This window comes from Rhizobium sp. N731 (genome assembly GCF_001664145.1).
GTDB lineage: Bacteria > Pseudomonadota > Alphaproteobacteria > Rhizobiales > Rhizobiaceae > Rhizobium > Rhizobium esperanzae.
On the sequence record NZ_CP013601.1, the window covers coordinates 2723091 to 2745560 of the forward strand.

The 22470-nt window shown below is 61.1% G+C and carries 22 protein-coding genes; 14 read left to right on the plus strand and 8 right to left on the minus strand.

Going from position 1 to position 22470, the window contains the following annotated elements; genetic code table 11:
• Window positions 1-7 precede the first annotated feature (7 nt).
• The 7 genes from AMK02_RS13455 to AMK02_RS13485 all read left to right on the plus strand — a co-directional run bounded on the left by AMK02_RS13455 (window position 8) and on the right by AMK02_RS13485 (window position 7205).
• Entirely contained in the window at window positions 8-514 is a 507-nt protein-coding gene (locus AMK02_RS13455) for a hypothetical protein (protein ID WP_064803481.1), read from the plus strand.
• A complete protein-coding gene (locus tag AMK02_RS13460) occupies window positions 511-1683 on the plus strand; it encodes a class I SAM-dependent methyltransferase (protein ID WP_064803483.1) in 1173 nt (390 codons plus the stop codon). Before AMK02_RS13455 ends, AMK02_RS13460 begins: the two co-directional genes overlap by 4 nt.
• On the plus strand, window positions 1680-4040 hold the full coding sequence (locus tag AMK02_RS13465; RefSeq protein ID WP_064803485.1) for a SpoIIE family protein phosphatase: 2361 nt from the start codon (window positions 1680-1682) through the stop codon (window positions 4038-4040). The genes AMK02_RS13460 and AMK02_RS13465 overlap by 4 nt, the downstream gene beginning before the upstream one ends.
• A 3-nt stretch (window positions 4041-4043) precedes the next feature.
• On the plus strand, window positions 4044-4604 hold the full coding sequence (locus AMK02_RS13470) for a slr1658 superfamily regulator (protein ID WP_064803487.1): 561 nt from the start codon (window positions 4044-4046) through the stop codon (window positions 4602-4604).
• Between the two features lie 7 nt (window positions 4605-4611).
• Window positions 4612-4950, plus strand: coding sequence for a slr1659 superfamily regulator (locus tag AMK02_RS13475; protein WP_064803488.1), 339 nt, complete (start codon window positions 4612-4614; stop codon window positions 4948-4950).
• A 482-nt stretch (window positions 4951-5432) separates the two neighbouring features.
• Window positions 5433-6371 carry a sialate O-acetylesterase gene (locus AMK02_RS13480; RefSeq protein WP_064803490.1) on the plus strand — a complete coding sequence of 313 codons (939 nt, stop codon included), beginning with the start codon at window positions 5433-5435 and terminating at the stop codon, window positions 6369-6371.
• Window positions 6372-6572: 201 nt separating this feature from the next.
• Window positions 6573-7205: a hypothetical protein gene (locus tag AMK02_RS13485; protein ID WP_064803492.1), complete on the plus strand. Its 633-nt coding sequence runs from the start codon at window positions 6573-6575 to the stop codon at window positions 7203-7205.
• A gap of 141 nt (window positions 7206-7346) precedes the next feature.
• On the opposite strand, the gene AMK02_RS13490 is transcribed toward AMK02_RS13485, so the two are convergent.
• Entirely contained in the window at window positions 7347-7949 is a 603-nt protein-coding gene (locus tag AMK02_RS13490) for a TetR/AcrR family transcriptional regulator (RefSeq protein ID WP_064803494.1), read from the minus strand.
• 44 nt (window positions 7950-7993) lie between these two features.
• Here AMK02_RS13490 and AMK02_RS13495 point away from each other — a divergent pair, with 44 nt between their 5' ends.
• From AMK02_RS13495 to AMK02_RS13505, 3 genes are all read left to right on the plus strand, one after another.
• Entirely contained in the window at window positions 7994-8377 is a 384-nt protein-coding gene (locus AMK02_RS13495; protein WP_064803496.1) for an MBL fold metallo-hydrolase, read from the plus strand.
• A gap of 102 nt (window positions 8378-8479) precedes the next feature.
• The gene (locus AMK02_RS13500; protein ID WP_064803498.1) at window positions 8480-9409 is read left to right on the plus strand and encodes an NAD(P)-dependent alcohol dehydrogenase; all 930 of its coding nucleotides are present in this window, start codon (window positions 8480-8482) and stop codon (window positions 9407-9409) included.
• A 42-nt stretch (window positions 9410-9451) separates the two neighbouring features.
• A complete protein-coding gene (locus tag AMK02_RS13505) occupies window positions 9452-9745 on the plus strand; it encodes a 4Fe-4S binding protein (RefSeq protein WP_064803500.1) in 294 nt (97 codons plus the stop codon).
• A 334-nt stretch (window positions 9746-10079) separates the two neighbouring features.
• Here the strand turns inward: AMK02_RS13505 and AMK02_RS13510 are convergent, their stop codons facing one another.
• The 5 genes from AMK02_RS13510 to AMK02_RS13530 form a co-directional block, all read right to left on the minus strand.
• The gene (locus tag AMK02_RS13510) at window positions 10080-12212 is read right to left on the minus strand and encodes a beta-galactosidase (protein WP_064803502.1); all 2133 of its coding nucleotides are present in this window, start codon (window positions 12210-12212) and stop codon (window positions 10080-10082) included.
• A gap of 17 nt (window positions 12213-12229) precedes the next feature.
• Complete coding sequence (locus AMK02_RS13515) at window positions 12230-13375, minus strand: ABC transporter ATP-binding protein (protein WP_064803504.1); 1146 nt, start codon at window positions 13373-13375, stop codon at window positions 12230-12232.
• A gap of 37 nt (window positions 13376-13412) precedes the next feature.
• Complete coding sequence (locus AMK02_RS13520) at window positions 13413-14264, minus strand: carbohydrate ABC transporter permease (RefSeq protein WP_064803506.1); 852 nt, start codon at window positions 14262-14264, stop codon at window positions 13413-13415.
• Window positions 14264-15148 (minus strand): carbohydrate ABC transporter permease, encoded by an 885-nt coding sequence (locus AMK02_RS13525; protein ID WP_064803508.1) that lies wholly within the window; start codon window positions 15146-15148, stop codon window positions 14264-14266. Before AMK02_RS13525 ends, AMK02_RS13520 begins: the two co-directional genes overlap by 1 nt.
• A gap of 203 nt (window positions 15149-15351) precedes the next feature.
• Window positions 15352-16626, minus strand: coding sequence for an ABC transporter substrate-binding protein (locus AMK02_RS13530; RefSeq protein WP_064803510.1), 1275 nt, complete (start codon window positions 16624-16626; stop codon window positions 15352-15354).
• Window positions 16627-16829: 203 nt separating this feature from the next.
• On the opposite strand from AMK02_RS13530, the gene AMK02_RS13535 reads away from it, so the two are divergent.
• The 3 genes from AMK02_RS13535 to AMK02_RS13545 all read left to right on the plus strand — a co-directional run bounded on the left by AMK02_RS13535 (window position 16830) and on the right by AMK02_RS13545 (window position 19189).
• Window positions 16830-18041, plus strand: coding sequence for an ROK family protein (locus AMK02_RS13535; RefSeq protein WP_064803512.1), 1212 nt, complete (start codon window positions 16830-16832; stop codon window positions 18039-18041).
• 356 nt (window positions 18042-18397) lie between these two features.
• Entirely contained in the window at window positions 18398-18664 is a 267-nt protein-coding gene (locus tag AMK02_RS13540; protein ID WP_064803514.1) for a DUF2277 domain-containing protein, read from the plus strand.
• Between the two features lie 144 nt (window positions 18665-18808).
• A complete protein-coding gene (locus AMK02_RS13545) occupies window positions 18809-19189 on the plus strand; it encodes a cupin domain-containing protein (RefSeq protein ID WP_064806218.1) in 381 nt (126 codons plus the stop codon).
• 101 nt (window positions 19190-19290) lie between these two features.
• On the opposite strand, the gene AMK02_RS13550 is transcribed toward AMK02_RS13545, so the two are convergent.
• Window positions 19291-19737, minus strand: a complete 447-nt coding sequence (locus AMK02_RS13550) for a DUF4168 domain-containing protein (RefSeq protein WP_064806220.1) — start codon at window positions 19735-19737, stop codon at window positions 19291-19293.
• Between the two features lie 173 nt (window positions 19738-19910).
• Entirely contained in the window at window positions 19911-20774 is an 864-nt protein-coding gene (locus tag AMK02_RS13555) for a DMT family transporter (protein WP_064806222.1), read from the minus strand.
• A gap of 178 nt (window positions 20775-20952) precedes the next feature.
• Between AMK02_RS13555 and AMK02_RS13560 the strand changes: the two genes are divergently transcribed.
• A complete protein-coding gene (locus AMK02_RS13560; protein ID WP_064803516.1) occupies window positions 20953-22365 on the plus strand; it encodes an aminotransferase-like domain-containing protein in 1413 nt (470 codons plus the stop codon).
• Window positions 22366-22470: the final 105 nt, after the last annotated feature.

Here is a 22470-nt window from a genome sequence, read left to right on the forward strand (position 1 = left end):
GGGCATATTGGAAGAGGAAGCATCCCGCTTCGACGACCACGCATTTGCACCGATGGTATCGCTGGAAATGAACGTTGCGATGTTCAAATCTCAATGGCAGTTTTGCGACGAGATTACCGAATATCTCTCCGACATCCTCGGTCAGGGTCACAGTGATCCCGCTCGCTACTCCAACTTTCTTTCGGTCGCGGCAAACGAGCTCGTAGAGCTCGCCTTCCGCGCGACAAACGAACGGGGAAAGATACATTTCAGCCTCTCACGCAACGCGACGTTCAACCGGCTGAGAATTGCCTTTCCTTGCGATGAGGAATTCCGCCGCAAACATATCAAGGTAGGATCAAGCGAAATAGAGCATGGCCTCGATAACGGCTCCGGTCACCTGGTTACCAAGCCCGATGAGGCCTTGCTCAGTAATCTGGCGACGATATTAGGCGCCGCTATCCGCATCGAGAGAGACGGCGAGGACGGGATCGAAATCATTGCCGATTTCCCCTCCGCCGAGGATTTCCAATGAGCCTGCTTCCCCTGCCCTACACCGTGCGGTTTGATCCGACAAACCAAGAGCTCGTGCTGTCCGGCAAGATGCGGCCCGAAAGCACCGCGGAGATTGCCGATGCCCTCGAACTGATGCGGCAAAGTTTGGAAAGATATAGCGGCATCGTTTACCTCAACGTCAAACGCCTGACGCACATCAATATGACGGCCTTCGCCGCCCTCTCCGATGTCGTGGCGGCAGGCTGCCGAACCAGGCCGGAACGGCAGATTAAGATCATTACGTCGAGCGTGATGGCGTGGTCTGCCTCGCTGTTCGAGACGTTAACGGCATCGCAACCAAACCTGTCGGTGGAAGTCTATGATTCGGCCTTTTATCCCGGGCAAAGCTTTGTCGAGGACGAGAGCTTCATTCCCATTCTGCGCACGCAGACGAAAATGACATGGAGGCACGAACGCGAACTCTTGCCACGCCATGGTCTGCGCAACGGTCAAGTCATGGCCGATATCTGTTGCGGCATCGGCGATTTCGCGGCTCTCGTTCAACGGGAATTCAACCCGACGCGCCTTGTCGCACTGGACCACTCCGTGCGCAGTCTCGATTATGCCCGCAAGGTCGCCGCCGAGTTCGGCCTGGAAGGCATCGAGTACACTTATGGCGATGCGTCTCAGATGCTGCTTCGAGACAATCAGTTCGACTTCGTGACCTGCCGGCACTCGCTGCAGATTTTCGACCGCCCCGAAATGCTCCTGCGTGAGCTTTATCGCATCTGCAAGCCCGGCGGCCGTGTCTACATCACCAACGAAAAGAATTCGCATTGTCTGGGTGAGCCGCACGCTGAATCGATAAGATGGACCTACGAGGAAGTGGCGAAATTGTTCAGGCACTTCGACATGGATGTCGAGATGGGGCCGAAAAGCCGCCACCTCCTGCTCAATGCCGGATTTGAAAACATCCAGGTCGAGTGCTTCATGGTCACGAACCTTGACGGCGATCCCCAGGACTTCGCAGACATCATCGAAGCTTGGGAGAATGTCTATGCAGGCGAGATGGCGGTGCGCCGCGGCGACTCGCCGGATTTCATTCGCAGATTCCGGCAAGGATTCAAGGATCACGTCTTTGCCGCTCTTCACCCCAAGGGTTACGCAGGCTGGCCGATCTGGGCAGCCTCTGGTCGAAAGCCGCTGTGATGGATGGATGGTCATCGAAAAGACCGGTCGGACTGAGCTCGTTTCGGGCGAAATTCATCCTGGTCGTCGGTGGAGCCGTTCTCTTCGACTTGTTGGTCAGCGGCGGCCTGGCACTTTGGAATGTTCAGAGGCTGTCGCGTGACGCAACGCTGGAAGTCGGCCAGGGCCTCGAAGCCGCCAGCCAGGAATATATCCGCACCTATGCCGATTCAACCGCAGCCCAAGTGACGCTGCTCCTGCGCCAGGTTCACAACGACGTCGACACTTTGGCGGGAGTGCTCCAGGGGCAGATCGACAATCCCGCCCGCAATTCCGATGTCGGAGCGGCGATCGCCCGCACGTCGCCCGGCAGCGTCAGTCTATCTTACGACGAGAAGGGGAAGTGGTCTCAGAACGCGCCCGGCTCCGCTTCGGTCGTCAGCGTCTGGGGTTACCTGCTCGGTGAGGACCATCAGCCGAAACCGGAAATCCGGCGCGATATAGAGACAAGCGCGGTTCTCGATCTCGTTGCGCCAAGCCTGTTGCAGCACGGCGCTTCAAAGCTGCAGATGTATTACATCGGACCGAGGGAACGACCGATTTTCAGAACGGCACCCTACACCGACCAGGCTCAGACCTTTGACCGCCTTTATCCCGGGCACAACGAAGCTGATTTCTGGAGCTTCTTTTTTCCGGGCCTGTATGAGTCCTGGCAGAGCTGGGCCCAGGACACGAAAACGCGACCCGTCGCAGACGATATCACGCAGACGGCTCCTTATACCGATGCCATTACCGGCAAGCTGATCGTCAGTTTCTTTCATCCGCTCTGGACCGCCGACCGGAAGGACGTCGCCGGGACGGCCGGCGCCGATATCACGCTCGACCAGCTCGCCCAGACGGTTGAAAACGTCAAGGTGGCCCAGTCCGGCTTCGGCTTCCTGGCCATGTCCGACGGAAACGTGGTCGCGATCAACGGCACCGGCGAACAGACGCTCGGCCTGCGTTCCGCGAGTGGTGCGAGCGGAACCGGCGTGACCGGGCTGGAGCGTTCCTTGAAAGGAAGCTCCCAGCCTGCGATCGCGAAACTGGCGCTCGACCGGGAGCAGGGCATTCAACATCTGCTGCTGCAGCGGGACGGCAATGAGGTCCCCTATATCGTCATCGTCAAGAAACTGCCTGCGACCAATCTCTGGTCCAGCGGCCCGGTTCGGCAAGAGGCGATGTTGCTGGGAGTGGTTGTGCCGGAACGGGAAATCGATGCCTCCCTCTACGCCGCCCAGGCGAAAATATCCGAGGCCACCAACCGGATCGTGATCTATCAGATCCTGGCGATCTTGATGTCGCTGCTGATCGTGACGATCGCTGTGTTTGCGGCTTCGAAACGCATAACGAGCGGGATCAGCGCACTTGCGGGGGCCGCCAAGCGCATTCAGGCGCAGGACTATTCGGTCAGAGTGGCGATAACAAGCAAGGATGAGGTCGGCGCTGCCGGTGAAGCATTCAATCGGATGGCTGAACAGATCAGCTATCACACCGAAAATCTCGAGCAACTCGTCGAAGAACGAACGGCCCAGATCGAAGATCAGAAGGAAGAAATTTCGGCGCTGAACGCACAGCTCCAGCGAGAAAATCGCCGTCTCGGAACAGAGGTGGCCGTCGCTGAAAGAATCCAGCTCATGGTTCTTCCGTTGCAACAGGAGCTGGAGGAATTTCAGGACATCGAGATCGCAGCCTATATGCGACCGGCGGAAGAAGTCGGCGGTGATTATTACGACGTCTTGAAAAACGGAAGGCGGCTGAAGATCGGCATCGGCGACGTCACCGGCCACGGGCTCGAAAGCGGCGTATTGATGCTGATGGTCCAGTCTGTCGCCCGCGCCCTTCAGGAGGCGGGAAACACCGACGCCGTCAAATTTCTGGCGGATCTAAACAGCGCCCTGTTCAAGAACATAGTGAGGACGAAAATAGACAAACATCTGACCTTGGCCTTTCTCGACTATGACGGCCGGGAGATGATCTTGTCGGGGCAGCACGAGGAAGTTGTCATCGTGCGGGCGAACGGTGAGATCCAACGCGTCGACACCATGGATCTCGGCATACCAATCGGCTTGGACGCCGATATTTCTGCATTCATCAAAACTCGAGAAATTGCGTTCGAGAAAGGCGACCTCATCCTCCTGCACACCGACGGGGTAACAGAAGCAGCAAACGATGCGGGAGAGCTGTTCGGCATCGAACGTCTCTGCAGCGAAGCGCTTCGCTTGAAGGGTCAGAGCGCAGAGAAGGTCGTTTCCGGAATTGTCGCGACCCTAATGCACTTCATCGGATCGCAGAAGATCTATGACGACATCACGCTTCTCGCAGTACGGCATAGGTGAGACATGGCGCCCACAATATACGGCATCGAATCTTTGGCGGAGATCAGCTTGGATTCCGGTGCTCGCCTGACATTGAGGGATGGGCCGCTTCAGCTTGGATGGAAGCATTCAGGAATGACGTCGGACTTCATAGCGGAGATCATGGCGCTGCCTTATTCCCGGTCGAGGAAAGATTACCTGCAGGCGCATCATGATATTGGATATCTCAGCAACGAGCTGATCGAAAATGCCGTCAAATTCCGACAGCCTGGCGAAATCCTCATCGAAGCCGGTATAATCGATGGAAGCTTTCTGTTCAGGGTCAAGAATGCCGTCGACAGCGCGACAGCGTCTCGCTTCCAGCAGCTCCTGCACCGCCTTCAATCGAAGGAGCCCGGTGTACTTCTTCTTGAGCAAATCGAAATCAACGCCATATCGCCAGAAAGCGGCTCCGGTTTAGGCCTGCTCACCCTTTTGAGCGATTACGATGCGAGAATGGCATGGACATTCGAAGAGAATAATGACGAGCATATCATACTGACGACGACTGCAGCTGTGGCTATGCCCCCCTCCTCCAATCGATGAGCAAAGAATGGAAATCAGCGACGAAAACTTCCGCGTATGGGCGGAAAAAAACGAGGTGTATTTTGATGGCGTCTTCCGCCTGGCAGGCCCGGACGCCTATGCGCCGATCTATTCATTGATAACAGGCCTTCTCCATGAAGGGCACAAGCAGGTGACGTTCGACCTGACGGGCCTCGAATTCCTGAATTCCTCGGGCATCAACCTCCTGGCGAAGCTGACGATCGAAGCCAGAAAGATGGGCGACCTCCTGCTCATCGTCAAAGGGACCAATCAACATCCGTGGCAGGCAAAATCCCTCCCGAATCTGAAGAAGCTGCACCCGCTGCTCGATTTGCGCCTGGCGTGACCGGCCTTGAGCCGAGCATCCACGCGGCACCCACCAGCAGCCGCAGCATGGGTCCTCGGGCCAAGCCCGAGGACGACGGAGATTGGGGTTGGCGTCTCGCCAAACTCGGCACGCCCGCATGCCGCACCTCGGATGGGGACCGGTGCTCCGCTCCCACATTTGACCTCGCCGCGCCGATCTGTGATCGCTTTTCCATGGACGAGCAAAGAGGAATTTGCTCCATGGAACTCATTCCGCATAGCACGATCTCTCACCCATCCGGATGATTGTAATCACTGGTCCGATCTATAGTTTAGAGCAGGTTTTCGGCGAAGCCACGCGACAAGTCGTCGACTGGGGCTCGATCTTCGACGAACTCTTTTTTTGCAAAGGGCATGCCCGAGCAAGCAGATGTAGCAGGTGTAAAGAAACCTTCGTGGCTGGAGCAGCCTTGATCGGTCCGCAGGCTCCATGTGGTCGGATGATGTTTCAAAGGGAACGACATGCGTAAAACAATAGCAGTCGGCCTGGCCGCCTTGATCGCCGTATACTTTCTCGGCGGCATGAGCGCGCGACATGAGATCTTTCCCTGGCCACAACTTTCCGCGCTGAAGAAAATGATTGGCGGAGAGAAGGGGGCGGCTCCAAGCCGTTATACTTTCGACGACAAGGAACGACTCATCGGGGACGAAACAAAAACCACTGTGACCTGCCCAACTCAAACTGAGCGAACTGCTGTCTTACTCGTTCTTGGCCAATCGAACGCGGCCAACGACGGTGGACAACGGCACCGGTCGAATTATGGCGCTCGCGTTGTAAACGCCTTTGACAAACGGTGCTTCATCGCGGCATCGCCGCTTCTTGGATCGACCGATACCAAGGGAGAGTACTGGACGCTTCTTGGGAACAAATTGATCGCATCGGGACAAAATGACAGCGTCGTCCTCGCACCTCTCGCATATTCCGGATCTGATGTCGCACGATGGGCGACGGGCGGTGACCTCAATCCTGTGCTGGTCGATACGGTGAAACAGCTTCAGGATTCCGGTTATCGGATAACGAGCGTCCTCTGGGTGCAGGGAGAGGCGGACCTCGTTATGGGCACCACTGCGGAGGCCTATCAGAAACATTTCATGTCGATGGTTGACACATTGCGTCAGCACGGCGTCGAAGCACCCGTTTACATTTCGATCGCATCGAAATGCCTCGAACCGAGCAACGGCGGCTTCAAGGAGCATATTCCGGACAATGCGATTGTACGGGCGCAGCTGGCACTGTCAAAAAGCGGCCACGGTATCCGAGAGGGCGTCAATTCTGACGCGGCACTCGATGGAGACGACCGCTACGACGATTGCCATATCGGGGGCTCAGGCGCGGAGAAAGTGTCACAGGCCTGGCTGAACCTTTTGCGTGGTGAGAGCCACCTGGAAAGCTCGCGATAGTCTTCCCGAACCGTTTGCGCGCCTTCGCCAGCTTCGACCAAGGCCGCCCGCACGCCGCGCCTCGGATGTCTCCTTAGGACCATAGCCGGGGCCTTTCGCCGGACCTCAGTCCGATGTGCAACGCTCGATCGCAATCTATTCTTCACATCTGCTCAGTCGTGCAACTGCACGGCACCTGATGCTCTGATTCGGAGGAATACGATGCGGATTTCAACCTTAGCGTCCCTGGCCGTTCTTTCGCTGGCGTTCGCAGCGAGCCCGGCAACGCTTGCCGGGCTCGACATGAACGCCCTGGCAAAGGACGGTGGAAACGGTGGCGGCAATGGCGGCGGCAACGGCGGTGGTAACGGCGGCGGCCATGGAAATGGTGGCGGCCAGAACAGTGGTTCAACCCATGGCAACTCCAACTCGTCGGCCGTGAGAGGCAAATCGTCAGAGGCATCGGGCAAGTCCAAATCGGGCAAGTCAGACACCGCAGCCACCAGCACGAAGGAGAAGAACCTGTCGGCGCAGCTTGCGGGCCTGAATTCCTTGAAGCGGAACTATCGGGCGCTGATGAATACATCGGATCCACGCATGACTGCCATCTCGGCTTACGCCGTGGCTTATGCCCAGTATGAAATCGACAACGGTATCGAGCCTGCGGCCGACGATCCCCTGCTGGGCGATCAGGCGCTGGAGGACGCGTTGGCTTCCGCAACGAAAACCGGTCAGGTCAGCCCGACGGTCCTGGATGAAGCCAAGACCATTCTCGGGGTTGGCGATGCCGACGGCAAGATTGATCAGATCCGCACCTCGCTGGAAAACGCCGCGTCGGCGGCGCCAGACGAATAGCCACATGGCGAGATGTGAGAGGTGCGAAGCCGACTCTGGTAAGCTTCGCACCGAATTGAGAGCATTTCCGTTTCTGTCTGCGTCCGGAAATGCTCTATTTTTTTGCCAATTTTCCAGCGGTCCAAGCCTTCTTATCGGCCATTATGCATTGGCCAACTCAGCTTTCAGATCGGCAAAGGCCTCTCTCACATAGTCAGAAAGGGACTTTTGTCCCTGCTCTTCCGCCCAGCGGTCGATCGCAAGGCGCAACGCGCCGACAGACACCATCGCCACCACGCGCAGCGCCCGGCGTCGCTCCGCCTGCGGCCAGATTTCGCACAGCACCTCGAATGTCGCCTGCTCCATCTGCAGATATTTGGTCTGGTTGCTCGCGCGCAGCTGTTCGTTCGAGCGGAGGATCCTGTCGATGACGGCGGCCTGTTCGGTATCGAAATTCGCCAGCAATTTGAGATGGGCGCTGCAGACGACATCGAGCGGAAACCGATCCTTCGGTTCTGCCAGAACAGCGGCGCGAAAGGCCTCCGGCAGGCCCTTTTGCCATGCGGCGAGGATCTCCTCTTTGGAGGCGAAATAATAGAAGAAGGTACGCCGCGAAATGCCGGCCGCCTCGGCGATCGCATCCAGCGTGGTCGCCTCGTAGCCATTGGCGGCAAACAGACTGAGAGCTGAGTCGGTGATGCGCTGGAGCGTCTCGCGTCGCTTCTTTTCGCGCCAGCCTTCCTGTTTCGGTCGATCCTGTTCCATGTCGGCTGCGATATCAGGAATCGCATTCCTTGTAAAATCGCACTTTGTGCAGCGATGGAGGCTATTCGACGCACTTTGCCGACGGAAATCGCCTTGGCGCTCCGGACATCGCGCTTCTCGGAATCGGCGCTTATGCGCCGCGCTGGTTCATGAAACCGGTCCATATAGACCCTGCCGAAGCAGTCGTCGCGCACAAGGACTTGGGCGCAAAACTGAACATCGGCATGCATTTCGGTACTTTTCAGCTCGCGGCCGAACCCTTTGAGCAGCCTCGGGCGAGCCTGCGGGAAGCCCTGGAGAAAGAGGGGGTAGATAAGGACAGTTTCGTCACCCTGCAGGAGGGAGAGACCCGTGTTTATGACATGGAACGCAGTGAGGAGGCCACTCTGAAATCAGGAGCGGGGCCGGCGCTCGTCAACACGCCTTGAGGAGCGCATTCCCTTTCGATCTCGCGCCGAAAATCGCATTACTTGCAAAATTACACTGCGTGTAATATCTGTCTCCAACACCAGATCAGAGTGAGGACGGATATGAAAAGGGTGCAATATGACCGCTATGGCGGGCCGGAAAAAATGTATTTCGGCGAATGCGACATGCCTGAGGTGGGCGACAACGAGGTGCGCGTGTCGGTGAAGACAGCGGCAATCAATCCCTTCGATTGGAAGCTGCGCCGCGGCGCCATGAAGCTCATTACCGGGAGACGCTTTCCGAAAGGCATGGGCACGGATTTCGCCGGCATCGTCGAGGCGACCGGCAGCAATGTCGGAAGCGTCAGCATCGGCGACGAAGTCTTCGGCACTGTGGACTTCAAGAAATCCGGCGCCTTTGGCGAAGCGGTGGTGGTGGAGGCGAGTCACACGGCGAAGAAGCCGCCGCAGCTTTCCTTCGCCGAAGCGGCCTCCCTCCCCATTGCCGCGATGACGGCGTGGGTGGCGATCATCGACAGGGCGCAGGCGCGCCCGGGCGCACGTATCTTCATCAACGGCTGCTGCGGCGCCGTCGGCGCTTTTGCCGTGCAACTCGCGCTTGCCCGTGGCGCGCAAGTCGCCGGCGCCTGCGGATCGGCATCGAGGGAGAGCGCCAGAACCGCCGGCGTCGCGCCGGTCTTCGGCTATTCCGACGCCCAGGCCTATACACGGCAAGGAACCTACGACGCCGTCTTCGACACGCTCGGCACGCTCGACGTCGGCCACGGCTTTTCGATGCTCAATCCGAGGGGCGTCTTCGTCGATATCAATCCGACGCCGACAAGGCTCCTGCGCGGAATGCTGTCGCGCCGCTACAAACTCGCCTTCGCCACCATGGGCATCAGGCATCTGCACGAGATCGCCGCACTCGCCGGCAGCGGCACGCTGCGGCCGGCGATCGGCCTGGAAGCGCCCTTCACCGACGCCTTGGCGGTCATCGCCGATGCGGAAACCGGTCGGCGCAGCTCCGGCAAGACAGTGCTCGCGTTCTGAAACGCGCGTCGGGCCAACGTCATCGGATCCAAAGGATTTCCCATGGAAAAGCAACCAAACATCAGCCGCCGGGCTCCGGACATCGTCCGCCCGATGGTCGATCCTGCCCGATGCGAGGGCAAGGCGGCCTGTGTCGCCGTCTGCCCCGTGGACGTGTTCGAAATCGTGCGCATCCCCGATGAGACGTATAGGGACCTGCCCCTTCTTGCCAAATTCAAGATCTGGGCGCATGGCATGAAGACGGCGGCCACCCCTAACGCCGCCGCCTGCGAGGGCTGCGGGCTCTGCGTTTCGGCCTGTCCCGAGCACGCCATTCGCCTGCAGCGCGCTGGCTGATGGACGCAAGCAGCAGCGCTGCGGCGCGTCCTTCGAGGCTCCGCCCTCTGGGCTGCGCACCTCAGCATGAGGGATGTCGGAGGATGCCAGGCCCGGGCGAGGACGCTCATCCCTGTGCTCGTCACAGGGATCCAGCGCGCAAGTCCTTGGGCGCGGGAGACTCGCTTCCACCCCAGGTGAGTGGTGCAGACGCGCGGTGGCTGGATTCCTGTCACATCAGCCCTGAGGACAGAAGAAGGGAGGAGAAGTGACGCCCCGCAGTGCCTCACGGACGAGGCGGGTGCAACGACGGCGGGAAGGGCTACCACATCGTCAACGTTCTATGTGCCGGCTCTCACCCCTCCAACTCAACAATCGCACATCCATACCCCCCAAGCTCCAGCCTCCCCATCACCCTCTTTTCCCCATCCAGCAAATCCCGCCCGGCCGGCACACCACCCACCGTCACAGCCTGATCCATATAATTCTGCATGAACAGCAGCCGCCGCTCTTCGTTCATCCGCGTCGTCACCTCCACACCCTCCGGCAACCCGCCGACCAGCGGCTCGATGCCGGCTGGCGCAAACAGCCGTTCCGTCAGCGCCTCGGTCAGCTCCGGCGTGAGATAGGTGCCGAGATAGACCACCTGCCCCCTGCCGACCTTGCGGGAGGTCGCCATGGGCTGGCCTTCAGCGTAGCGGTTGGACCAGGCGGCGATGACTTCGACGTCGGGGGCGATGGTGAGGTTTTCATAGAAATGGCCAGCGGCCATTTCGCGGTTGCCGATCTTGAAGCGGCGGACGCGGCGATTGCTTTCGGCCGGTTTGTTCGGCGGGATGACGAGGCCGCCGGAGCGCTCCATCACGTCGAAGAGGCCGTTGGCGCCGGGGGCGGCGAGGCGGCCGAAATCTTCGACACGCACGCCGGTCAGCTTGGAAAGCGCGGTGCCGGGAGCCGTCTCGCGGATGACGTGGTTGTCTTGCGTGCGGGTGCCGGTGCGCGCGCCGATGACGACAGTGCCGCCTGATGCGGCGAAGGCTTCGAGCCTCGCCGTCCATTCGTCCTTCCACATCACCCAATGCGGCACATAGAAGAGCTTCAGCTTGGAAAGATCGTCCTCGGGGTGGATGAAGCCGCAGGCAATACCGCGATCGTAGCAATGCTGATGCAGCAGGATCGCATCGTCCTGCGGGCTCGGCAGGCCGATCGGATAGGTCTTGTGGGCTTCCTGATTGTCGAAATCGGAGCCGGCGATGCCGACATCCATGCGCACATAGGTGCCGAGGATCTTCGGCTGCAGCGCCGTCATCTCGGTCGCGAAGCGCGTGGCCTCCTCATAGCGGTGGCGGCCGATATCGTCATGGTCGATGATGCCCATCCAATAGATCTCGGCGCCGAAATGGGCGGGCCGCCAGCGGAAGAACATCAGGCCGTCGGCGCCGCGGGCGACCGAGGAGAGCGCCATGCGGCGCAGTTCGCCCGGCTCCGGCGTCAGCGTGCAGAAGCCCGGCTGGCTGCCGAAGCCCGATTGCTGCTCGGGCACGATGTAATTGCCGGAAAAGCCGCGGCAGATATCGAGGTGCAGCGCCTGCACCTTGGCGTGGTTGCCGAGCCGCATGAACTCGTCATAGAGCATGGGATAGATGTCGTAGCCGACGAAATCGAGATCCTTGCTGAACTGGCCGCGGAAATCGATATCCCTCAAGCCCCCGAGATTGTGGAAGACGAACCACGAGGATTTCACCTCCCTGAGGATCTCCACTTGGTCGTGCTGGAAGCGCGCCGTCGAGAAGGCGAGGAAGCGGTGGTAATCCTGCAGATGGCCGGGGCTCGGGAAGGTCGGCCCGAATTCGATCGGCAGCACCACCTGATCGAAACTGTCATAGGCCGTCGCCCAGAAATCGCCGCCCCAGGCGGCGTTGAGCTTTGATATCTCGCGGTATTTATCGGCGAGGAAGGCCTGGAACTCACTGAGCGTCGCCTGGGAAAAGCTTTCCGGCATGCTGGTGTTCAGCTCATTGTCGGTCTGCCAGCCCACGACATGAGGGTTGCCGCGATAATGCTCGGCCATCGCCCGGGTGATGCGCTTGCTGTGCTCGCGGAAGACGGGGCTTGCCGTATCGCAGTGCTGGCGCGAGCCGTGGCTCATCGGCCGGCCCTTGCCGTCGACCCTTAAAATTTCAGGGTGTGCCGCCGTCAGCCAGCGCGGCGGCGTGGCCGTCGGCGTGCACATGATCGTATCGATGCCGTGGCGCCCGAGGATTGATATGGCGCGGTCGAAGAGATCGAAATCATAGGTGCCGAGCTTCGGCTCCAGAATGTGCCAGGCGAATTCGGCCATGCGCACGACATTGAAGCCGGCTTTCGCCATGCGCTCGGCATCTCGCTCCCAATAGCTTTCGTCGACATGCTCGGGATAATGCGGCACACCGACGAGGAAGCGGTCGGTCTGGACGGTGTTCCATGCGGAGAGGGTCTTGTCGGACACGGGCGGTTCTTTCCTGATTATTTGTCGAGGATGGGCTTGCGGGCGCTGAGCGTGCGGCCGCCATCGGGGGAGAAGAGATAGAGCTCGTTCGCATCGAGCTTCAGCGCCACCTTCTGCCCGGCGGCGAAGGGCGCGACGTAAGAGAGCTGCGCGGTGATGTTGCCGGTGCCGCTTTCCGATGCGATGGTGCGGAGATTGCCGGCATCGACATAGAGAATGGTCTCGCGGCCGAGATGCTCGACGAGGCGGACCTCGCCATGGATGGCCCCTTCCTCGCTGCCCTCGGCCACCACCGAGATCGCCTCCGGCCGCACGCCGAGCGTCAGGCTGGAGCCCTGCACAAGCGACGTCGGCTGCGAGAGCTCCACCGTCAGCGGTGCAAGGCCGGGCGCGGAAACCATCACGCTGCGGCCGGAGACGGCGTCGATGGTGACGCCGAGGAAATTCATTCTGGGCGCGCCGAGAAAGCCGGCGACGAAGAGATTGTCGGGGTTGCGATAAAGCTCCAGTGGCGAGCCGACCTGCTCGATGATGCCCTTGTTCAACACGACGATGCGGCTTGCCATAGTCATCGCCTCCACCTGGTCGTGCGTGACATAGACCATGGTGGCGCCGAGCTCGGCATGCAGGCTGCTGAGTTCGACGCGCATCTGGGTTCTGAGCGCCGCATCGAGGTTCGACAGCGGCTCGTCGAACAGGAAGACCTCGGGCGAGCGGGTGATCGCCCGGCCGATTGCCACGCGCTGCCGCTGGCCGCCGGAAAGCTGCTTCGGCCGTTTGTCGAGCTGATCGCTGATCCGGAGGATCTTGGCGGCGCGCGCCACCCCCGCATCGATCTCGGCCTTCGGGCGCTTTGCCATCCGCAGGCCGAAACCCATATTCTCCGCCACCGTCATATGCGGATAGAGCGCATAGGACTGGAAGACCATGGCGATGCCGCGGTCGCCCGGCTCCTGCCGGGTGACATCACGGCCATTGATCAGGATCTGGCCCGACGAGATCGCCTCCAGCCCGGCGATGCTCTTCAAGAGCGTGGACTTGCCGCAGCCCGATGGCCCGACCATGACGATGAACTCGCCCTGCGCCACGGAAAGATCGATGCCGCGCAGCGCATGATAAGCGCCGTAATTCTTGTTGATCTGACGAAGTTCGAGACTGGTCATACCCTGGCCCTCTCTTGTTGAAACGGAAGACGCCGGCTCATCCCTTCACCGCGCCCATGGTGAGGCCGGCGATGAAATGCCGCTGCATCAGAAAGAACATCACGACGGGCGGCACGGCGACCACGATCGTGCCGGCCGAAACCAGGTTCCAGGCCGAGACCCACTCGCCGCGCAGATTGGCAAGGCCCGCGGTGACAGGCTTGACGCTGTCGCTGACGGTCAGCACCACGGCCCAGAAATAATCGTTCCAGACGAAGGTGAAGATCAGGATGGCCAGCGCTGCAAGCGCCGGCCTGACCAGCGGGATCACCACATGGATGAGCGTCTGGAACGGCGACGCGCCCTCGGCGCGGGCCGCCTGGAAAAGCTCGTCCGGCAATGCGGCGATGAAATTGCGCATGAAGAGCGTCGCGAACCCCGTCTGGAAGGCGACGTGGAAGATGATCAGCGCCACCGTGGTATCGATCAGGTCGAGTTGCACCATCAGGTCGCGCACCGGGATCATCATGATCTGGTGCGGCAGGAAATTGCCGCCGACGAAGAGCGCGAAGATCAGCATATTGCCGCGAAAGCGGTAACGCGACAGCACGAAGCCGGCGAGCGTCGACATGACGAGCACGCCGATGACCGAGGGAATGGTGATAATCAGGCTGTTGAGGAAATAGCGCGCCATCGGCGTGTCGGTGAAGACGGCCCGGTAATTGTCGATGACGCCGATCTCGGTCGGCCAGCCCCAGAGATTGCCGCCCATCACGTCGGCCGTCGAGCGGAAGGAGGTGAGGACGATCGCAAAGAGCGGGCAGAGCCAGAGGATGAGCACGACGACGACGGCGAACACATAGAAGCGGCGCTGCCAGGTCGCGGTTTCGGGTATCGGACGAGGATACATCAGCCTCCCCTCTCTTCGCTGCGGATGATGTGGGTGAGATACCAGGCGATGAACACGGCCATGATCACGAAGAGCACCGAGGCGATCGCCGCGCCGTAGCCGAAGCGGTAGGAAAAGATCGACTGCTCGTACATCTGGTAGGCGAGCACCGAGGAGGAGCCGAACGGCCCGCCCGCGGTCATGACGGAGATCATGTCGAAGGAGCGCAGCGCGCCCACGACCGTCACCGCAATGGCGATGAAGGTGACTTGCGTCAGCTGCGGCAGCACGATATGGCGCAGCATGTTCCAGCCCCTCGCCCCATCGACGCGGCCGGCCCCGATCAGCTCTTCGCTCAAATTGTTGAGGCCGGCGAGATAGAGCACCATGCAGAAGGTGATCTGCGGCCAGAGCGCTGCGATAACGATCGCGAAGGTGACGAAATGCTCGTCGGATAACACGGCCGGCGCCACTGCCCCGAAGGCCCTGAAGATTAGCGCCAGGAGGCCGAACTCCGGCGTATAGACCCAGGTGAAGACGACGCCCACCGTCACCGAGGCCAGCACCAGCGGAATGAAGAACAGTGATTTCAGGATGCGCATGCCTGCGATTTTCTGGTTGACCAAGAGCGCGATGGCGAGCCCGATCGGCGGTGCCGCCATGAACATGACGAGCCAGATCAGATTGTTCTTCAACGACACGTAGAATTGCGGATCGTTATAGAGCTCGATGTAATTGCCGAGCCCGATCCACACCATCGGCCCGAAACCATCCCACTCGTGAAAGCTGATCCAGACGCTGCGCACCGCCGACAACAGGATGACAGTGAAGAACAGCGCGATCGCAGGCGCGATGAGCAAAGTCGGGGTAAGCCACCAACGCTGGCGGCGCCATAATGTCTGCATCTCTGGAGCCTCAAATTACCTTGGGAGCGGGCTGATGCCCCAAAGCTGTTGATAAAGCCGTTCCCGCTCTCCTGCCGTCATGCTCGGGCATGTCCCGAGCATCTGCCCCCGTTCGATGGGGCAGCAGATCCTCGGCACAAGGCCGAGGATGACGCCGAGTGAAGAGCGCGGCTTGCAACATACCGGGAGCGATCCGCCACCTTTCAGATCTTATAAATCCGCTTCCGCGTCCCCTCGAGCCGCGTAAGGATGGCCTTACGCCGGTCGGGTTTAGCCATGAACTCCTGGAAGCCGACCAGGCCGGCCTGGGCCATGTCCGGGTCGCTATCGCGGTCGTAATATTGCGAGGTGCCCTGCACCGTCTTCATCGTCTCGACAGCGATATTGACAAGCGGATCCTTACTCGGCGGCAGGTCGTGGCGCGGCGGCACATTGCCGCCCGGTTCTAGATAGGCCGCCAGGTTCTCCGGCTTGTAGAAATAGGCGAGGAAATCGCGCGCGCCCTGCTTGTTCTTCGCCTTGGCGGGGATATGAACCGAATTGACCGAGAACTCCTCGAAATGGCCGATCTTGGGATCGAGCACGGGAAAGGTCGCGTAGGCGAGCTGCGGCAGATCCGCCTCGGTGAAGGCAGAGCGCAGGAAGGCGCCGAGGTTCATCATGCCGGCCTTCTTCTGGGCCAGAAGTGCTGCGGCCTCCTGCCAGCCGAAAGAGGTATGGTTCGGCGTGAAAAAGCCTTTCGATATCATCGCTTCCCACTGGTCGAAGACCGGCGTCAGCGCCGGATCGAGATAGCTCATCTCGCCGTTCATCAGCGCCATGTGCCTGTCCAGCCCGTTGATGCGCAGATTCATCTGATCGAACCAGCCGGCCGCCGGCCACAATTCCTTGGTGCCGATCGCAACCGGGGTGATGCCGGCCGCCCTGCACTTGTCGCCATAGGCCATGAAGTCCTCGGCGGTCTTCGGCACCGTCAGGCCGTATTGATCGAACACATCCTTGCGATAGAACATGCCCCAGAGCGTGCCGCCCGTGGGCAGCCCATATTGTTTGCCGTCATCGGTGACGGCGCCGGCGGTCGCGCCCAGCACGTCCTTGTATTTCTCCTTCTCGAAGAGATCGGAAATATCGTCGAACAGGCCGCGCTTGACGAAGGCGCGCATGCGGTTTCCCGAAAACCAGAAGCAGATGTCGGGCGCGCCGGCGACGAGATAATTGCGGATCGCCGTCTTGTGCGCCTCGTGGTCCATATTGTTGATGACGACATTGACGCCGGCTTCCTTGCCGAAGCCCGCCGCGATCGACTTCAGCGCATCGAGTGCGGCGCCGTTATTCTCGGACGAGATGACGGTGACTTCCTGCGCCTGCGCGATCGCAGGCATCGGAAAGTTGCCCGTGACCGCCGCCGCCGAAACCACCCCCGCCCCTTTCAGGAAGCTTCTGCGGGTGGTTGAGGGAAAATGCTTTAAGAGTACCATTGAATTCCTCCCGGTTGATCGATCAACACCGCCTGGCCCGAGCCGCCTCCTCCCTGGAACGCGCTCGATCAGGCATTCAACGCGCCGATCCGGTGTCCTGACCTCCAACGTACAATCCCGCTGGCTCTGTTGATCGGCGGCCGAACTTATGCATAGATTGTGCGACCCCGCAATAATTAATTTACAAAATTAAGGAATGCATCGTGAAGCTGAAAGGCGACCAGACCACGGCGAGAGCCATGAACCGACGCCTCATCCTCAACCTTCTCCGCCGCGAAGGACCGAGGAGCCGCGCCGATATCGCGACCGTGATCGGCCTGAGCCCCGCCGCGGTTACCTTCGTCGTCGCGGATCTCTTGGAAGAAGGCATCGTCATCGAGGGCAAGGCAGTGCCCGGCCCCGCCGGCCGCCGGCCGATCCCAGTCGAGATCAATTACGAGCATTCGCTCGCCCTCGGCTTCAAGCTGATGGTGGATTCGGTGGAATGCGTGGCGACCGATCTCGCCACCAATCCCGTCGCCGCCATGCGTGTGGGCCTCGAGGGCCATGATCCGGATTATGTTGCAGACCTTTTGGCGGACACGCTCCCCGAACTGGTAAAGCTCTCCGGTCGGCCGAAAGCGAAACTCGCCGGCATCGGCATCTCCATGCCCGGCGTCATCAACCACGAACAGACCGCCTGCGTACGCAGCCATCGCTTCCAATGGGACAACGTTCCGCTGGCCGCGCTGGTGGCAAGCCGCGTCCACGTGCCGGTCTGGCTGGAGGACGATACCAACGCCTATGCCATCGCCCAGCAGCTCTTCGGCCTCGGCCGCCAGCACCGTAACATGGCCGTACTCGCCGTCGGCGTCGGCATCAGCTGTGCGCTGGTCATCGACGGCAAGCTCTATCGCGGCGCAAACGGTGCCGCCGGCAAATTCGGCCACACGCTGTTCGAAGAGAACGGCCGCCTCTGCGAATGCGGCAAGCGCGGCTGCCTGATGGCCTATCACTCCGAACTCTCGATGCTACGCCGCTGGCGTGAGGCGACCGGCCGCGGTGACGAACTCGGCCTCCCCGAACTCCGCAAAGCCCTCGCCTGCGGCGATGCCACTGCCCTCTCCCTCGTCGCCGGGTCCGGCCGCGGCATCGGCACCGCACTCGCCAATCTCGTCAACATCACCGACCCCGAAGTCATTGTCGCTGGCGGCGAAGCAGTCTCCCTCGGCGACCCCTTCCTCACGCCGCTGCGCGAAGCACTCTCCGCCCGCACCTTCCGCACCGCCCCGCCGCTGCTGCCCGATTGGGAGGACAATTCCTGGGCCCGCGGCGCGGCGGCGCTGGTGACCCAGAAGATCTTCGACTTTGAATCGTCGGGCGGGGTGACGGATATTGCGACACTCGGCGTGAGAGGTTCGACGTCGGCGGCTTGAGGGCGAGAGCGACGGGATCTCTCTTGCCGGGGAGCGGTGCGGCATACCCCCTCTGCCCTGCCGGGCATCTCCCCCACAAGGAGGAAGACCGGCAAGAGGTTGGACCATCGTTCCCTCACCGCCGCAGCGCAGCAGCTATACGGTCTTTGCTTGGGAAGCCATTGCGCCCAGCCGATCTCCCCACCTGTGGGGGAGATGCCCGGCAGGGCAGAGGGGGGGCACACGGCACGACGAAAAAGACTAGCCCCTGACCACCTCTCTCCCGGCCATCTCCCAGGCCTCGTTGCAATTCGCGCTCACGCGACTACCTTTCATGCGAGGCCACTTTCCCAAAGAGAACATCACGCGAGCAAGCCATGTGCCGAAACATAAAACCACTGTTCAACTTCGATCCGCCTGCAACGGACGAAGAGATTCATGATGCCGCGCTCCAGTTCGTGCGCAAGCTCAGCGGAACGACCAAGCCGTCGAAGCGCAATGAGGCCGCCTTCGAACGCGCGGTCAGTTCGATTGCTGCTTGCGCCCGCGAACTGCTCGACTCACTGGAGACGTCTCAACCGCCTCGCGATCGCGAGGAGGTCGCAGCGAAGGCGCGTGCGAGATCAGCGATGCGGTTCGCGTAAGCCAAGCCTCGTTCTCGCAGGCAATCTCAGGCGGGCAGATACACGCGCTTACAAAAATGAGGGTTTCCCGACACATACCTGGTTCAATCATCGACTGAAATGGCGATGCGGCTAATTGGCCGCCAATTCAGGAAGGATGACACGATGAAAATGATCCAGGCCATGGCGCTCGCCCTTGCTCTCGGCACTGCAGCGCATGCGGAGCAACCGCTGCAGCGCACCGATCTCGTCAGGAGCGATATCGACGTACCCGGCCACGAGGCCGTCCAGGTGCGGGTCGATTTCGCCCCTGGCGTTCTTGCGTCGAGACACGCGCATCCGGGCGAAGAGATCGCTTACGTTCTCGAGGGGACTCTTGAATATCGGCTCGACGGCAGGGAGCCGGTGACGCTCAAGGCCGGCCAGTCCCTATTCATCCCCTCCGGCGTGGTGCACTCGGCAAAGAACGTCGGCAGCGGCAAGGCTTCGGAGTTGGCGACCTATATCGTGCGCAAGGGCGAGGCACTGGTCGTGCCCGCCAAATGAGGCCGCGTCAGGATTGGGGCGGGCGCAGGCAGCGCTCGCCGCGGGGATTTCTAGCCCGCCCGCCCCTCGTCCGACTTGAGGATGATGCAGGAGTGCGCTGTCTATTGCTGCGACTGCGCCGGCGGCGGTGTGCCGATCTTGTCCAGGACCTTCTTGGCCAGAGCCGGGTCGCTCTGCGCCGCCGTCAGGATAGACGAGTACTCCTCGACAGAGATAGCGTTGGAGGCTTTGACGGTATCGACCATCTGCTTCTTGGCCTCCTCCTGCAACTTTTGCTTGGCGGCTTCGTCCTTGGTCGCGTCGATCTTGGCCGAATATTCCTGCCTGACCTTATCGACCTGCACATAGGCGACGGCAAAGGCCTCGAGTTTCTGATCACTGACAGGGGCAGCCGCACCGGTACCACCCTGTCCTTGCATCGGCGCCTGGCCCTGTGCCGGCGGCTGCTGTTGCGCCTGGGCAAGCTCGGTCGCGGATGCCGGGCTGAGAGCAAGCAGGCTGAACACCGCGGCGGTCATCGTTGCGAGGGATGTGTAACGAGTGATCATTTTCATTCCTTTTCCGGTGATTTTGGACGGCAGCAAGACCGCCTCGGTCGATCGCTCAGCCGCTCGAAAGGCTGGCGAGGTCGCAACGATGAAGGCTGAAAAGGGCTCGGTGCGGCGATAACAGGGCCATTTGCTGACGATTGAGGGGCAGCTTTGTGGCCTGAAGCCAGCCACTACCTCGCAAACTTCCGAGCGCCCATCACGCAGAGAATGATCGCAACCGTCACGCCGAGCATCGCCCAGGTGACCGGTTCGTGCAGCAGCGTGGCGGCGAGCGCCAGGCCGAAGAATGGCTGCAGCAACTGCAACTGGCCGACGGCGGCGATCCCGCCCTGCGAGAGACCGCGATACCAGAAGATAAAGCCGATCAGCATCGAGAACAGCGAGACATAGGCAAGGCCGATGAGCGCCGGCGTTTCGATGCCGGCGAAACTCGCCGGCCGGTAAACGTACGCGACCGCGATCATGATCGGCAGCGACAAGACCAGCGCCCAGGATATCACCTGCCAGCCGCCGAGCGTGCGCGACAATCGGCCGCCCTCGGCATAACCGAGACCGCAGGCGAGGATTGCCCCAAGCATCAGCAGGTCGCCGACCGGCGAGGCCGTCAGGCCTTGCATCAAGGCAAAGCCCGCCACCAGCGTACTGCCGAGAACCGAGAACAACCAGAAGGCCGGCTTCGGCCGCTCGCCGCCGCGGATGACGCCGAAGGTGGCCGTTGCAAGCGGCAGCAAACCGACGAAGACGATCGAATGGGCTGATGTGACATGCTGCAGCGCCAGCGCGGTGAGCAGCGGAAAGCCGACCACGACGCCGAGCGCGACAACGGCGAGCGAGAGGATATCGCGCCCGGCCGGCCGCTTTTCACGAAAGACGATCAGCAGGCCGAGAGCCAGCAGCCCGGCGATCGCCGCCCGCGCAACGGTCAGGAAGACCGGATCGAACTGCGCCACCGCCACGCGCGTCGCCGGCAGCGAACCGCTGAAGATCACCACACCGATCAAACCATTGACCCACGCTGTCGTCATTCGCTCCATCATGCATTCCTTCCGAGATGTATGCCGTCGAAGCGCTGCGGCCTTGAGAAAACGGCATGCATAACAATACCTGAGGCGCGTTAGCTGAATCGAATTCGCAGGAACGAGCCGTCCAGCCTTATCCGCCAATACCAATGGCCAGGACAGTGACGGTCTGATACGGTTTCGCAAAACTGTTATGGTTCAAAAGGCAGTACGGATGAACGATGGGATAGCGGGGCGCACCCGCGTCGAGATGGTGATGGCGACGATCCGGCAGCGCATCGCCGGGCGCAGCCTGACACCGGGGGCAAGGCTGCCCTCGGTGCGCGGGCTCGCGGCCAGCATGAAGCTCTCGACCTCGACCGTCGTCGACGCCTATGAGCGCCTGGTCGCCGAGGGTGCGATCCTTTCACGGCCGGGCTCCGGCTTCTATGTCGCCAACCAAGCGGCCCCCTTCGCACTGGCCGAGGCCGGGCCGAAGCTCGACCGCGCCGTCGATCCTTTCTGGATTTCGCGGCAATCGCTGGAGGCGGATGAAGCCGATCTGAAGCCCGGTTGCGGCTGGCTGCCACCCTCCTGGCTGCCCGGCGAGGGCATGCGCCGGGCGCTCCGAACGCTTGCCCGCGCCGAGGGGCCGGCCCTTGCCGATTATGGCTCGCCGCTTGGCCTGGCGCCGCTGCGCCAGCTGATTTCGCGACGCATGGGCGAGCGCGGCATCGAGGCCTCGCCGGATCAGGTCCTGCTCGCCGAGTCCGGCACGCAGGCGATCGACCTGCTCTGCCGTTTCCTGCTCGAACCCGGCGATAGGGTGTTGGTCGATGACCCCTGCTACTTCAACTTTCATGCATTGTTGCGCGCCCACCGGGCGAAGATCGTCAGCGTGCCCTACACATACTCCGGCCCCGATCTCGAACTCTTCGCGCAGACGCTCGCCGAACATCGGCCGCGGCTCTACATCACCAACTCCGCCATCCATAATCCGACGGGCGCGACGCTTTCTCCCGTGACGGCCCACCGGGTGCTGAAGCTCGCCGACCAATTCGATCTTACCATCATCGAGGACGATATCTTCGCTGATTTCGAATATACGGCCGCACCTCGCCTTGCCGCCTTCGACGGGCTCGAGCGCGTCATCCATATCGGCAGTTTTTCCAAGACGCTTTCGGCCTCCGCCCGCTGTGGCTTCGTCGCCGCCAGGCCCGAATGGATCGAGGGCCTCACCGACCTCAAGATCGCCACCTCCTTCGGCGGCGGCCGGATGACGGCCGAGCTGGTGCTCAACGTCTTGAGCGACGGCGGCTATCGCAAACACATGGAAATACTCAGGCAGCGGCTGGCGCGCGCCATGACCGAGGTCTCGGCCCGCCTGAAGGGCTTCGGGATAAAACCATGGCTGGAGCCCCAGGCCGGCATGTTCCTCTGGTGCCGCCTGCCTGATGGTATCGACGCGGCTGATGTGGCGCGGGCGGCGTTGGAAAAGCGGATCGTGCTGGCGCCGGGCAATGCGTTCAGCCTGTCGCAATCGGCGACGAATTTCATGCGGTTCAATGTGTCGCAGACGTTGGATGCGAGAGTGTTTGCGGTGTTGGGGGATGTGTTGGGGAGGTAGGATTAGATCGAAGGCCTCATCGCACACCCAATCATGCACGTCGCTTACGCTCCGAAGCCGGAAGACCCTCCCCAACCCCTCCCCACCAGAGGGAGGGAATAATTT

Coding starts and splice junctions, on each gene's coding strand:
- AMK02_RS13545 (WP_064806218.1), top strand. CDS start 18,809: ATGAAAATGATCCAGGCCATGGCGCTCGCCCTTGCTCTCGGCACTGCA.
- AMK02_RS13460 (WP_064803483.1), top strand. CDS start 511: ATGAGCCTGCTTCCCCTGCCCTACACCGTGCGGTTTGATCCGACAAAC.
- AMK02_RS13505 (WP_064803500.1), top strand. CDS start 9,452: ATGGAAAAGCAACCAAACATCAGCCGCCGGGCTCCGGACATCGTCCGC.
- AMK02_RS13550 (WP_064806220.1), bottom strand. CDS start 19,737: ATGATCACTCGTTACACATCCCTCGCAACGATGACCGCCGCGGTGTTC.
- AMK02_RS13525 (WP_064803508.1), bottom strand. CDS start 15,148: ATGCAGACATTATGGCGCCGCCAGCGTTGGTGGCTTACCCCGACTTTG.
- AMK02_RS13560 (WP_064803516.1), top strand. CDS start 20,953: ATGGTTCAAAAGGCAGTACGGATGAACGATGGGATAGCGGGGCGCACC.
- AMK02_RS13520 (WP_064803506.1), bottom strand. CDS start 14,264: ATGTATCCTCGTCCGATACCCGAAACCGCGACCTGGCAGCGCCGCTTC.
- AMK02_RS13530 (WP_064803510.1), bottom strand. CDS start 16,626: ATGGTACTCTTAAAGCATTTTCCCTCAACCACCCGCAGAAGCTTCCTG.
- AMK02_RS13490 (WP_064803494.1), bottom strand. CDS start 7,949: ATGGAACAGGATCGACCGAAACAGGAAGGCTGGCGCGAAAAGAAGCGA.
- AMK02_RS13500 (WP_064803498.1), top strand. CDS start 8,480: ATGAAAAGGGTGCAATATGACCGCTATGGCGGGCCGGAAAAAATGTAT.
- AMK02_RS13540 (WP_064803514.1), top strand. CDS start 18,398: ATGTGCCGAAACATAAAACCACTGTTCAACTTCGATCCGCCTGCAACG.
- AMK02_RS13470 (WP_064803487.1), top strand. CDS start 4,044: ATGGCGCCCACAATATACGGCATCGAATCTTTGGCGGAGATCAGCTTG.
- AMK02_RS13475 (WP_064803488.1), top strand. CDS start 4,612: ATGGAAATCAGCGACGAAAACTTCCGCGTATGGGCGGAAAAAAACGAG.
- AMK02_RS13480 (WP_064803490.1), top strand. CDS start 5,433: ATGCGTAAAACAATAGCAGTCGGCCTGGCCGCCTTGATCGCCGTATAC.
- AMK02_RS13515 (WP_064803504.1), bottom strand. CDS start 13,375: ATGACCAGTCTCGAACTTCGTCAGATCAACAAGAATTACGGCGCTTAT.
- AMK02_RS13485 (WP_064803492.1), top strand. CDS start 6,573: ATGCGGATTTCAACCTTAGCGTCCCTGGCCGTTCTTTCGCTGGCGTTC.
- AMK02_RS13555 (WP_064806222.1), bottom strand. CDS start 20,774: ATGGAGCGAATGACGACAGCGTGGGTCAATGGTTTGATCGGTGTGGTG.